The following is a 12,195-nucleotide window of genomic DNA, read 5'->3' as shown; positions in this document are numbered from 1 at the left end:
CAGCGGTGCGTCCGGCCGGCATAGGGTGGATCTCGTGACTGAGATGACCTATCGCCGGCTGGGCGACTCCGGGCTCGTGGTGTCCGTCGTCGGCATCGGCTGCAACAACTTCGGCCGCAAGCTGGACCTCGACGGCACCCGCGCGGTGGTGGACGCGGCCCTGGACGCCGGGATCAACCTCTTCGACACGGCCGACATCTACGGCGAGCCGCAGGGCGGCTCCGAGGAGCTGCTCGGGCAGGCACTCAAGGGCCGCCGGGACGACGTGGTGGTGGCCACCAAGTTCGGCATGGACATGAACGGCCTCAACGGGCCGGACTTCGGTGCCCGGGGTGCGCGCCGCTACATCGCGCGCGCGGTGGAGGCGTCGCTGCGCCGGCTCGGCACCGACCACATCGACCTGTACCAGATGCACGAGCCTGACCCGGGCACCCCGATCGACGAGACCCTCGCCGCCCTGGACGACCTGGTCCGCGACGGCAAGGTGCGCTACCTGGGCAACTCCAACTTCGCCGGCTGGCAGATCGCCGACGCCGACTGGGTCGCCTCGTCCAACGGCCGGGCCCGCTTCATCAGCGCCCAGAACCACTACAGCCTGCTGGAACGCTCGGTGGAGACCGAGATCATCCCGGCGTGCGAGCGGTTCGGGCTCGGCATGCTGCCGTTCTTCCCGCTCGCCAACGGCCTGCTCACCGGCAAGTACAAGCGCAGCGAGCAGCCGCCGGCCGGCAGCCGGCTCTCCGGCGGTGGCCGGTACGCCGAGCGGCTCGCGGCTGCCGACTGGGACACCATCGAGGCCATCGAGGCGTACGCGGGCGAGCGGGGCCTGACCATGCTCCAGGTGGCGATCGGCGGGCTGGCCGCCCAGCCGGCCGTGACCTCGGTGATCGCCGGCGCCACGACGCCCGAGCAGGTGCACGCGAACGCCGCCGCCGGCACGTGGGAGCCCAGCGACGACGACCTGGCGGCACTGCGCGCCATCCTCTGAGCGCGGCGAACGACAACGGGCCGGGCCGCTCATCGCGGCCCGGCCCGGTCGTTGTGGTGGCGCCGAAGCGCCGCTCGGTCAGTCGTTCGGCGTGCCGGCGCGGCGGCGGCCGAACAGCATGGCCACCCCCATCGCCACGGCGACCAGCACGAGGCCGGCCGCGGCGAACGGCCACCACCCGGCGGCCGCACCGCGATCGCGCGGCCCGTCCGCGGTCACCGCGACCGGCTTGGGAGCCGGGGGTGACTGCGCCGCCCGGGCCTGCACCGTGGCGGTGGTCCTGCTCTGCAGCGGAGCGGGGGAGTTCACCGTCACCTTCCACGTGCCGGTGGACAGCACCGGGCCGCTGCTGTAGAAACCCTGCCCCTCGGGCTGCGGCTCCAGCTGGACCGGCCCGACCCGCTGCCCGTCCGGGCCGGTGGCGGTGAGCACCAACCGCACCATCCGGTCCAGCCGGCGGCCATCGGGGTAGCTGGCCTGGATGGTGACCCCCTGAGCGCCGTCGCCGGCCACCGTCAGCTTGAGCTTGTCGGCCTGGGCGGCCGCCGGGGCAGCGGAGAGCAGGGTCAGGACCAGCCCGGCGAACACGGCGGCCACCACCTTGCGGATACCCGTCACGGACATCTCCTCACTACTGATGAGGGAGGCCCCTCCCCGACACCGTGGCGTCGGGAAGGGGCCTCGATCGGATCAGAGCTGGCGACCGGGTGCCAGCCGGGTGGCGTCGCCACCGAGCCGTCCGGTGCCCTTGACCGGTTCGCCGTCGTTCGCCTTGACCCCGGCCTTACTGGCCGTGCCGCCGAGCCGAACGATCATGGCGTCGGCGTCCCGGATCAGGACGTCCCGAACCTCGGCCTCCGGCACCAGTGTGGCGTCGGCGGCGAGGGCCCGGAATGCGGTCAACTGCTTGATCGCCTTGTTGTCGTTGCCGGCCGCCTCGGCCTGCCGGGCCGCGTCGAGCTTCGCCGTCAACTGCTTCTGCGCCTTGGCCGAGAGCCGCCCCGTCGCCTTGAACCGGTCCAGCAGGTTCTGCATGTCCCGGAACGAGGTGGTGACGAAGAACCGGACGTTCGAGGTCGTCGTGTTGCCGGCCTTGTCGGTCGCGGTGACGGTCAGCTCGTGCAGGCCGAGCGGCAGCTCGTACATGGCCTGCAGGGTGCCGCTGGCGTACGCCTTGCCGTCCAGCTGGCCGACCACCGTCGCGATACCCGAGGTCGGGTCGACGGCCTGCCAGGACACCCGGACGTCCTGGCTGTCCCCGTAGAGCTGGCCGTCGGCGATACCGGAGACCAGCAGCGTCGGCTTGGTGCCGTCGATCTTCAGGATCGCCGACTTGAGCGTCTCGGCGTTGCCCGCCTTGTCAGTCGAGCGGTACAGCAGCTCGTGCTGCCCGTCACCGGTCACCGCGACCGGCTCCGAGTACGGCGTCCACGCGCCGCCATCCAGCGACCACTCGACCGTCTTGATCCCGGAACCGGCGTCGGTCGAGGTCAGCACCACCGGGATCGTCCCGTTGTGCCAGCCCGCGTCGTTCGCCGGAGCGAACGTCGCAGTGGTGACCGGCGCGGTGGCGTCGATCTTGACCGAGACGGTCTTCGTCGACTCCACGTTGCCCGCCTGGTCCGTCGAGCGGAACCGCAGCTCGTGCTCGCCGTCCCCGCTGACCGTCACCGGAGCGGTGTAGTCGGTCCAGGTGGTGGCCCCGTCCAGCTGGTACGCCGTACCGGCCAGTCCGCTGCCGCCGGCCTCGTCGGCGGCGGTCAGGGTGACCGTCACCGGCCCGGTGTACCACCCCTCGGTGGGGGTGCCGGACACCGCCGCCGTCGTCACCGGAGCGGTCTCGTCGGTGACCACCTCGGTGCTGAGCCGGAAGTAGTCGAACGAGGCCGTCTTCGACGCCGTCTGGTTGGCGCCGAGGGTGAACAGACCGACCTTCGGGGTGGCCCCGACCGCGCTGCTGGTCAACGTCTCCAGCGTGGTCCAGGTCGTCCCGTCGGCCGAGTACGACGCCGTGAAGGTGTCGCCGCTGCGGGCCAGCCGCAGGTGCCACACCGCCGAGGTGAGGCTGGTCGCCTCCGGCTGCGGGTTCTGGACGACGCCGCCGATCTCGCTGCGGAACTCGATCCGCCGCGTGACCGTCTGGCCGGCCTGGTTGTCCGCGATGAAGTCGAACTTCACGTAGTTGTCGTCGTCCGCCTGCACGAGCAGACCCGCCTGCTGGTACTGCTCGTTCAGCAGGCTGCCGTCGACCTTCGTCTCCAGGGTCCAGTCGCCCGAGGGCGCGGTCTGGAGGATGAAGTTCTTCGGCCCGGTGTTGTCGGTGCCGTAGATGTCACCGTTCGGCACGTCGATCCGCAACGCGCCACCGGTGACCCGGTAACCGTTCGGGTCCTCCCGCTGGATCGCGTCCCACCGGCACTTGTCCAGCGTGTCGCCGGTGAACTCGTCCGACGGGTCGACCGGGCCGGCCGGGGCGTCCGGCGTGACCACGAACGAGTCGAACGCGGCGTCCACGACAGGTGCCTCGGTGCCTCCGTTGAGCGCGAAGACCCCGATCCGCGGGTTGGTGATGCCGGCGAGCGCGGCCGAGCGGCCGACCGGGGTGAACGTCTGCCCGTCGCCCGAGACCGCGGCGGTCAGGTTCGTCCCGTCGCTGGTGATCCGCAGGTACACGGTGTCACCCGCCGGCGCGTTGGTGGCGTCCGCAGCGTCGTTGCGCGGCGTCGCGGCAGTCTCTCGGATGAACTCCACCCGACGGCTGCCGTTGTAGAGCAGGTCCACCTTGGCGTAGTTGTCGTCGTCGCCGTACACCAGCAGACCGGCCTGCTGGTAGTTGGCCGTCACCGGAAGCGTGACCTTGGTGGTCATCTCCCAGGCTCCGGTCGGCGCCGCCTGGAGCACCAGGTTGGTGGCGTCGTTGCGGGCGCCGTACAGGTCACCCACCGAGGTGGGCAGCTTCAGCGCCCCACCGCCGAGGGAGTAGAGCTGGTTCTCCCGGACCACGCTGGTCCACCGGCCCTTGTCCAGGGTGTTGCCGTTGAAGTCGTCCGAACGCGCCCCGAAGCAGGACGTGTCCGGAGCGTTCACCCGCACCGGCACCGTGGCGTACGACTTGGCGCCCTTGCTGTCGGTCACCGTGAGGGTGGCCGTGAAGGCTCCGACGCTCGTGTACGTGTGGCTGGCGTCCAGGGTGGACGCCGTGCCGCCGTCACCGAAGTCCCAGGCGTACGTCAGCGGGGTGTCGCCCTCGGCGTCGGTGGCCGTGCCGTCGAACGCGACGGTGACCGGCACGGTGCCGCTGGTCGGGGTCGCGGTGGCGGTGACCACCGGCGGCCCGTTCTCGGTGACGCCGCGGCCGACGAAGTCCATCCAGTTGACGTTGAACAGCGAGCCCGTCCCGCCGTTCGGATCGCGGGCCACGAAGTACAGCGAGCCGCTCGCGGCACCGGTGACCGGCGCGCTCACGTCCGTGTACGTCTGCCACGCCCCGGTCGACGGGACCGTGGCCGTGGCCACGACCGGTCCGTCCACCGCGCCCGCGTGGACCTCGATCCGACCGCCAGCGGCGGCCGAGGCGGCCCGGAACCGGATCTCGGTGATGTTCGTCAGGTCCGCCGGGACGACCGACCACCAGTCGCCGTCCTCGATGAACGCGATGCTCTGGCCGCCACCGGCGGTGTCGGCTCCGGCCTCCCGCTGCACGCCGGCGTCTCCGCCGCCGGTGCTGCCCGGCACCCGGCCGGTGGCCGTGAAGTACTCGGCCTGCTTCTGCTTGGGCTGCAGGATCTCGATGTCCCGGCCGGTGAGCGCGCCCGCACCGCCGGCGCCACCATCGTCGGTGTAGGTGGCCTCGAAGACCGCGAAGACGTTCGCCTCGGCGCCGTGCCCGGAGGCGAGCGACGTCTGGACCGTGCCGGTGCAGCCGGTGTGCTGCTCCAGCGGGTGGGCGTGCTCGTCGTGACCGAGCAGCACCTGGAGGTTCACCCGGGCGCAGTCGATCTGCCCGTCCTCCGGGTCGGTCACCTTGACCGTGTAGCGGACCTGGTCACCCCAGTTGAAGAAGCCACCGTCCGGCGGGAACTCGATGCTCACCGTCGGCGCGGTGTTGCCCACGGTGACCGGAACGTTTGCCACCGCGGTACGGCCCTTCGGGTTCGTCACGGTGAGCTGGGCGGTGTAGTTGCCCGCCGTCGCGTACGTGTGCGTCGGGTTGGCCTCGGTGGAGGTCTGCCCGTCGCCGAAGGTCCAGGCGTAGGTGAGATCGCCGCCGTCCGGGTCCCGGGAGCCGGCGCTGGAGAAGGTGACGGTCAACGGCGCCGGCCCCGAGGTGGGGTTGGCGGACGCCGCGGCGATCGGTGCGCGGTCACCGGCGGTGTAGTCGATCCGGTAGATGCCGGAGTCGTCGTTGTTGCCGCCGAAGCCCGTACCCCACTCGATCAGGTAGAGCGCGCCGTCCGGGCCGAACTCGAAGTCCATCGGCCGGATCATCTTCATGCCGGTGAGCAGCTGGTTGATGTCCACCAACGACTTGCCGTCGGCGGTCATCTGCATCGTGTACATCTTGTTCTGGTTCCACTCGCCGAGCAGCGCCTTGCCGTCGTAGTAGGCCGGCCACTTGCGGGGGGAGTTGAGGTTGGCGTCGTACCGGTAGGCCGGGCCGCCCATCGGGGCGCCACCGCCACCGATCTCCGGGTACCGCGCGTCACCGGCGTAGCCGTAGTCGACGGTGGCCGGAACGACAGGCGGGAGGTTGGTCAGGCCCGTGTTGTTGGGCGAGTTGTTCACCGGCGCGGCGCAGTCGAACTTCGGCCCGCTCGGGCCGGACGGGAACGTGTAGTCGTTGTACGCCTCGTTCGTCCCGGTGCAGTACGGCCAGCCGTAGTTGCCGGGGGTCACGACGTTCCACTCGACCAGACCGCGGGGGCCCCGGTCCGGGTTGTTCGCGTTGGCGTCCGGTCCGTAGTCCCCGACGTACAGCGTGTCGGTCTTCGGGTCGGTGCCGATCCGGAACGGGTTGCGGAAGCCCATCGCGTAGATCTCGGGACGGGTCTTCGCGGTGCCCGGCGCGAAGAGGTTGCCGGTCGGAACGGTGTACGTCCCGTCGTCCTCGGGGTGGATCCGGATCACCTTGCCGCGCAGGTCGTTCGTGTTGGCGGAGGTGCGCTGCGAGTCGTAGTCCTGACGGCCCGGCCGCTCGTCGAGCGGGGCGTAGGCGTTCGACTCGAACGGGTTGGTGTTGTCACCGGTGGCCAGGTAGAGGTTGCCGGCGCTGTCGAACGTCATGCTGCCGCCCGCGTGGCAGCAGGTGTTGCGCTGGGTGTCGACCCGCAGCACCTGCTTCTCGCTCGCCGGGTCGATGGTGTCGCCGGTCACCGTGAACCGGGACAGCAGGTTGCGCGTGACGCCGTCGTTCGGGGCGTAGTAGAGATACACCCACTTGTTGGTGGCGAAGTCCGGGTCGAGCCGGATGCCGATGAGGCCGTCCTCGTTGCCGGTGAAGACGTCCAGGTCGACGGCGGTGACGGTGCTGCCGGTGTCGGGCTTGATGATCTGCACCCGGCCGTCGCGCTCGATGTAGAAGACCCGCCCGTCGGGCGCGATGTCCAGCTCCATCGGATTACTGGTGTTGCTGTCCAGGGTGATCTTCTCGAAGCTGGAGGTCTTCGATGCGCCGCAGTCGGCGTCGATCACGCCGGCCGCCGTCTGGATGCCGCCGAGCAGGTGCTTGAGGAACTCGGGCTCGGCGTACGACTCGCGGGTGTGCCCGCCGCCGGTGTACCAGGAGCGGCCACCGTCGAAGTCCTGGCACCACGCCGTCGGGTGGTCGGCGCCCATCGCGCCGGCGCCCGGGGTGTAGCTCTTCTCGTCCAGGCTGGCCAGCACGTGCACGTCCGGCCGCGGGTTGGTCTGGAAGTTGTACCACTCGTCGAACCGGGACCAGCGGTCCGGCAGGTCGGCGGTGGACGGGTGGGCGTGGTCCTCCACCTTGACGGTGGCCTGCTGGTTCTGCGGGTGGTTGGCGAAGTACGCGCCGACCAGGTCGCCGTACCAGGCCCAGCTGTACTCGGTGTCGGAGGCGGCGTGGACACCGGCGTAACCGCCGCCGGCCCGCACGTAGCGCTCGAAGGCCGCCTGCTGGTCGGCGTCGAGGACGTCACCAGTGGTGGAGAGCCAGATCACGGCCTTGTACTTGGCGAGGTTGGCGTCGTTGAACGCGGCGCCGTCCTCGGTCGTGTCCACAGTGAACCCGTTGGCCGCGCCGAGCTGCTGGATCGCGGCGATGCCGGTGGGGATGGAGTCGTGCCGGAAGGCGGCGGTCTTGGAGAAGACCAGGACGGAATAGGGGTCGGCCGCTGCGGCCTTCGGTGCCTTCGGCACCGCCTGGGAGAGCGGAGCCGCGACCGGCACGTCTCGCGCGGGGATCTGCGCTGCGGCCGGAGCCGCCTGCGCCGGCGACCCGAGCAGGGTCGTCGAGGCTAGCGCGAGGGACAGCAGGGTAGCGGTGAGTGGTAAACGGGCACGACGAGAACGGGACACGCCGCCTCCAATGTCGCGGTGGACAGGAATCGCGGGGGCCGGCTGCCGAAGACCGTCCCGGATGGAGCCGGTGGGGACGCCGTGCCAGGGCGTCCACGCCGGCATTTTGTCGAATCGCTGAACAAATTAATTCTGGTGTATCGATGTCGGGCAAGATGCCGGCTGGTAACGGTTCTGCAACGGCGGGCGACATTCCGAACAGGACCGGAGAAAGTACCCCATCGATGGAGTGGTGTCCGGCCGGCGGCCAGTCCCTTGGCAGACCGGCGGAACTGTCGTACGGTGACACGCAAGTAACCCACGGGAGCCCGGTGTACCGGGCTGAGAGGGGGGCTGACAGCCCCCGACCGTTGAACCTGATCCGGGTAATGCCGGCGCAGGGAGGAGCGTTGCCGTGCCGTCCCTTGGACGACTGCATCTCGTCACCGACACCCGACCCGGGCGCGACCCACTCACCGTGGTCCGGGCCGCCCTCGCGGCGGCCCGCGCCGACCTCGTCGTACAGGTCCGGGTGGAGGACTCCGCCACCGACCGCGAGGCGTACGACCTGGCGGGCCGGGTGCTGGCGCTCTGCGCGCCGTACGGGGCGACCTGCCTGGTCAACGACCGGCTGCACGTGGCGCTCGCGGTGGGCGCCGCCGGTGGGCACGTCGGGGCCGACGACCTGCCGGTCGCCGCCGCCCGGCACGTGCTCGGCCCGACCGGCGTGCTCGGGGCCACCGCCCGCGAGCCCCGGACCGCGATCGAGGCGGTCGTCGCCGGCGCCAACTACCTGGGCGTCGGCCCGTGCCACACCACCAGCACGAAGACCGGTCTGCCGGATCCCATCGGGCCCTCGGGCGTCCGCGACGTCGCCGACGCCGTCGACGTGCCGGTCATCGCGATCGGCGGGGTGACCGCCGACCGGGTGCCCGCGTTGCGGGCCGCCGGGGCGTACGGGGTGGCGGTGGTCGGTGCGCTCTCCGGCGCCGCCGACCCCGCGCGGGCGACCGTCGACCTGCTGCGGGCGCTGGCGTGACGCGCACCGATCTGGCGGTGGTCGGTGCGGGCCCGATCGGACTGGCCATCGCGTGGCGCTGCGCCGTCCGGGGATTGCGCGTCGAGGTGCACGACCCCGCCTCCGGGTCGGGGGCGTCGGCAGTCGCCGCCGGCATGCTCTCCCCGGTCGCCGAGGCGTACTTCGGTGAGCGGCAGCTGACCGAGCTGCTGGTGGCGTCCGCCGCCCGCTGGCCCGGGTTCGCCGCCGAGCTGACCGAGGCGAGCGGCACCGAGATCGGCTACCGGACCGAGGGCACCCTGATGGTCGGGCTGACCGGCGACGACCTGGCCGAGGCACGCCGGCTCTGGGCGTACCAACAGGGGTTGGGTCTGCCGGTGACGCCGCTGCGCCCGAGCGAGCTGCGCGACAGCGAACCGGCGCTGGCCCCGCGGGTGCGCGGCGGCGCGCTCGCGCCCACCGACCACCAGGTCGATCCCCGGCTGCTGGTGCCGGCGCTGCGCACGGCCGCGCGGCGGGCCGGCGCGGTGCTGGTGCCGCAGCCGGTCCGGCGGCTGTCCGACGTGGACGCGGGGGTCACCGTGGTCGCCGCCGGCTGCGGGGCCGCCGCGCTCACCGGCCTGCCCGTGCGGCCGGTGAAGGGCCAGATCCTCCGGCTGCGCGCGCCCGGCGGCGTCGCACCGGGCTTCCGGCACGTGATCCGGGGGTACGCCGACGGCGAGCACGTCTACCTGGTGCCCCGCGCCGACGGTGAGGTGGTCCTCGGCGCGACGGTCGAGGAGCGGTCGGACACGACCGTCACCGCCGGCGCCGTGCAGCGGCTGCTGCGCGCCGGGGTCGACCTGCTGCCCGAGTTGACCGAGTACGACCTGGTCGAGGCGGTCGCCGGCCTGCGGCCCGGAACACCTGACAACGCGCCGATCCTCGGGCCGCTGCCCGGCCGGCCCGCCGTCCTGGCCGCCACCGGGCACCACCGGCACGGCATCGTGCTCACCCCGATCACCGCCGAGACGATCGCCGACCTGGTGACCACCGGCGTACCCGACCCGCTGCTCGCGCCCTTCGGCGCGGACCGGTTCGCCGTCGCGTCGACAGGTACCGGCGACGCGGTGCGGGCCGGCGCGGGCGACAGGAGCGGACCTGGACGAACGACCGAGGAGGACCGGTGGAGTTGACGGTGAACGGGGCCGGACGCAGCGTCCCCGGCGGCGCGTCGGTGGCCGACCTGGTCCGTGACGTCGCCCCGCACCAGCGTGGCGTCGCGGTAGCGGTCAACGGCGAGGTGGTGCCCCGGGCCGGCTGGCCGGGCACGGTGCTGCGCGACGGCGACCGCGTCGAGGTGCTGACCGCGGCGCAGGGCGGGTGAGTGGGATGTCGTTCGAACTGGGTGGGGTGGCCTTCACGTCCCGGCTGATCCTCGGCACCGGCGGCGCCGCGAACCTGCACGTGCTGGAACAGGCGATCCGGGCGTCCGGCACGGAGCTGGTCACGCTGGCGCTGCGCCGGGTGGACACCGCCCCGGGCACCGCCGGAGGGCTGCTCGACCTGCTGGACCGGTGCGGGGTACGGCTGCTGCCGAACACCGCCGGCTGCCACACCGCCACCGAGGCGGTGAAGGTCGCCCGGCTGGCCCGCGACGCGTTCGACACCGACTGGGTCAAGCTGGAGGTGATCGGCGACGAGCGGACGCTGCTGCCCGACGGCGTGGAACTGCTCCGCGCCGCCGAGGAACTGGTCGCCGACGGCTTCACCGTGCTGCCGTACACCACTGACGACCCGGTGCTCGCCCGCCGCCTCGCCGACGTGGGCTGCGCCGCGGTGATGCCGGCCGGCTCCCCGATCGGTTCCGGGCTCGGCATCGGCAACCCGCACCACATCCGGCTGATCCGCCAGAGCGTGGACGTACCCGTGATCCTGGACGCCGGCATCGGCACGGCGTCCGACGCGGCCCTGGCCATGGAGCTGGGCTGCGACGCGGTCCTGCTGGCCAGCGCGGTGACCCGGGCCGCCGACCCGGTGGCGATGGCCACGGCGATGCGGTACGCGGTCGAGGCGGGCCGCCTGGCCGCCGGTGCGGGCCGCATCGCCCGCCGCTTCCACGCCCTCGCGTCCACTCCGGACGAGGGAAGACCGGACCTGTGACAGGCGTCCTGCCGTCGGGGGTCGTCCTGTTGACCGATCGGCTGGTCGCCAGGGGCGGTCTCGAACGGGTCGTGGCGGGGGCCGTCGCTCAGGGAGTGCGGTGGGTCGTACTGCGGGAGAAGGACCTACCCCGCGCCGAGCGCGCCGCTCTCGCGGTCGACCTGCGCGCGATCCTCGCCGACGCCGGCGGGACCCTCGTCGTGGCCGGCCCCGACCCGCTCGGCGGCGACGCCGTCCACCTGCCCGCCGCCGGCCCGTACCCGCCGCCGGCCCTGCCGCTGGTCGGCCGCTCCTGCCACAACGAGGCCGAACTCGCCCGCCTGACCACCGAGCACTACGCCACCGTCTCCCCGGTCTGGCCAACAAAGTCCAAACCCGGCTACGGCCCACCCCTGAACGTCGCGGGACTGCGCAGCCTGGTGCGCGCCAGCCCGGTGCCCCTGCTGGCTCTCGGCGGGGTTGAGACCCCTGATCAGGTAACCGCCTGCGTCGAGGCCGGAGCCGCCGGAGTGGCAGTGCTGGGCGCACTCATGCGAGCAGCAAACCCCGAAGAAACAGCCCACCTACTGACCAGCGCTTTCGTCGAGGCGGCCACCCAGAAGCTCGCAAAAAGCCGGCACGGGCACACGGAGGTCCCCCGGTCAGGGCTGCGGCCGACCGTGCCCACGCAGGGATCAAGCCTGACCGCCCGGAGTGGGCACGGTCGGCCGCAGCCCCAGACCGCAACCAGGGAAAAACCATGACCCCGAAAACCATCCTCACCATCGCCGGCTCCGACTCCGGCGGCGGCGCCGGCATCCAGGCCGACCTCAAGGTCTTCGCGGCGCTCGGGGCGTACGGCACCAGCGTCCTCACGGCGGTCACCGCGCAGAACACCCGAGGTGTCGACGCCGTCCTGCCGCTGCCGCCGCGCACGGTCGCGGAGCAGCTGGACAGCGTGCTCGCCGACTTCACCGTGGGCGCGGTCAAGACGGGAATGCTCGGCACACCCGCCGTCGCCGACGTCGTGGCCGAGGCCGCCCGGGACGGCCGGCTGCCGCAGCTCGTCGTCGATCCGGTGCTGGTCGCCACGAGCGGCCACCGGCTCGGCGTGGTGGGTGCGGTGGAGCGGCTGCTCCCGTACGCCCGGGTGGCGACGCCGAACTGCGCGGAGGCCGCGGCCATCACCGGAAGCGCAGTGGACGACCTGGCCGGGATGATCGTCGCCGCCCAGGCCCTCGCCGCCGGCGGCCCGGAGCACGTCGTCGTCACCGGCGGTGACCTGGGCGGAGACGAAGCGGTCGACGTGCTGCACGGGGGCGGCGTCACGACAGTGCTGCGTGGGCCACGGGTGGACACCCGGCACACCCACGGCACCGGGTGCTCGTTCTCGGCGGCGATCGCCGTGCGGCTCGCGCTGGGCGATCCGGTGCCGGCGGCGGTGGGGGCCGCCAAGGAGTACGTGCTCCGCGCGCTGACCGGCGCGCGGGGTTGGGAGCTGGGCGCGGGGCGCGGGCCGCTGGATCACTTCGGCTGGTCCGCCTGATCACCA

The 12,195-nt window shown here is 72.3% G+C and carries 9 protein-coding genes and 1 riboswitch; of the genes, 7 read left to right on the top strand and 2 right to left on the bottom strand.

The window, feature by feature from the left end; all coding sequences use genetic code 11:
- The first annotated feature begins 25 nt into the window (after positions 1-25).
- Positions 26-988, top strand: coding sequence for an aldo/keto reductase (locus AB0B97_RS16950; protein WP_357494480.1), 963 nt, complete (start codon positions 26-28; stop codon positions 986-988).
- A gap of 78 nt (positions 989-1,066) precedes the next feature.
- Here AB0B97_RS16950 and AB0B97_RS16945 read toward each other — a convergent pair whose 3' ends face one another.
- Positions 1,067-1,612 carry a hypothetical protein gene (locus tag AB0B97_RS16945; protein ID WP_357494478.1) on the bottom strand — a complete coding sequence of 182 codons (546 nt, stop codon included), beginning with the start codon at positions 1,610-1,612 and terminating at the stop codon, positions 1,067-1,069.
- Positions 1,613-1,678: 66 nt separating this feature from the next.
- Positions 1,679-7,366 (bottom strand): ThuA domain-containing protein, encoded by a 5,688-nt coding sequence (locus tag AB0B97_RS16940; RefSeq protein ID WP_357494476.1) that lies wholly within the window; start codon positions 7,364-7,366, stop codon positions 1,679-1,681.
- Positions 7,367-7,815: 449 nt separating this feature from the next.
- Positions 7,816-7,925: riboswitch (TPP riboswitch) on the top strand.
- Between AB0B97_RS16940 and thiE the strand changes: the two genes are divergently transcribed.
- From thiE to thiD, 6 genes are all read left to right on the top strand, one after another.
- A complete protein-coding gene (thiE, locus tag AB0B97_RS16935; protein WP_357494474.1) occupies positions 7,920-8,543 on the top strand; it encodes a thiamine phosphate synthase in 624 nt (207 codons plus the stop codon). (Overlaps the previous riboswitch by 6 nt.)
- Complete coding sequence (gene thiO, locus AB0B97_RS16930; protein WP_357494472.1) at positions 8,540-9,697, top strand: glycine oxidase ThiO; 1,158 nt, start codon at positions 8,540-8,542, stop codon at positions 9,695-9,697. Before thiE ends, thiO begins: the two co-directional genes overlap by 4 nt.
- Entirely contained in the window at positions 9,688-9,888 is a 201-nt protein-coding gene (thiS, locus tag AB0B97_RS16925; protein ID WP_234583421.1) for a sulfur carrier protein ThiS, read from the top strand. Before thiO ends, thiS begins: the two co-directional genes overlap by 10 nt.
- On the top strand, positions 9,885-10,664 hold the full coding sequence (locus AB0B97_RS16920) for a thiazole synthase (protein ID WP_308195350.1): 780 nt from the start codon (positions 9,885-9,887) through the stop codon (positions 10,662-10,664). The genes thiS and AB0B97_RS16920 overlap by 4 nt, the downstream gene beginning before the upstream one ends.
- Positions 10,661-11,407 carry a thiamine phosphate synthase gene (locus AB0B97_RS16915; RefSeq protein WP_357494469.1) on the top strand — a complete coding sequence of 249 codons (747 nt, stop codon included), beginning with the start codon at positions 10,661-10,663 and terminating at the stop codon, positions 11,405-11,407. The genes AB0B97_RS16920 and AB0B97_RS16915 overlap by 4 nt, the downstream gene beginning before the upstream one ends.
- Entirely contained in the window at positions 11,404-12,189 is a 786-nt protein-coding gene (gene thiD / locus AB0B97_RS16910; RefSeq protein WP_357494467.1) for a bifunctional hydroxymethylpyrimidine kinase/phosphomethylpyrimidine kinase, read from the top strand. The genes AB0B97_RS16915 and thiD overlap by 4 nt, the downstream gene beginning before the upstream one ends.
- Positions 12,190-12,195 lie beyond the last annotated feature (6 nt).

The sequence above is a fragment of the Micromonospora sp. NPDC049004 genome, from assembly GCF_040649315.1.
Lineage (GTDB): Bacteria > Actinomycetota > Actinomycetes > Mycobacteriales > Micromonosporaceae > Micromonospora.
The sequence above is the reverse complement of the archived record's forward strand: the minus strand, read 5'-3'. Positions and strand labels throughout refer to the sequence as shown.

Excerpts from the sequence above, each read along its gene's own strand:
- AB0B97_RS16945 (WP_357494478.1), bottom strand. The coding sequence starts at position 1,612 with ATGTCCGTGACGGGTATCCGCAAGGTGGTGGCCGCCGTGTTCGCCGGG.
- thiD (WP_357494467.1), top strand. The coding sequence starts at position 11,404 with ATGACCCCGAAAACCATCCTCACCATCGCCGGCTCCGACTCCGGCGGC.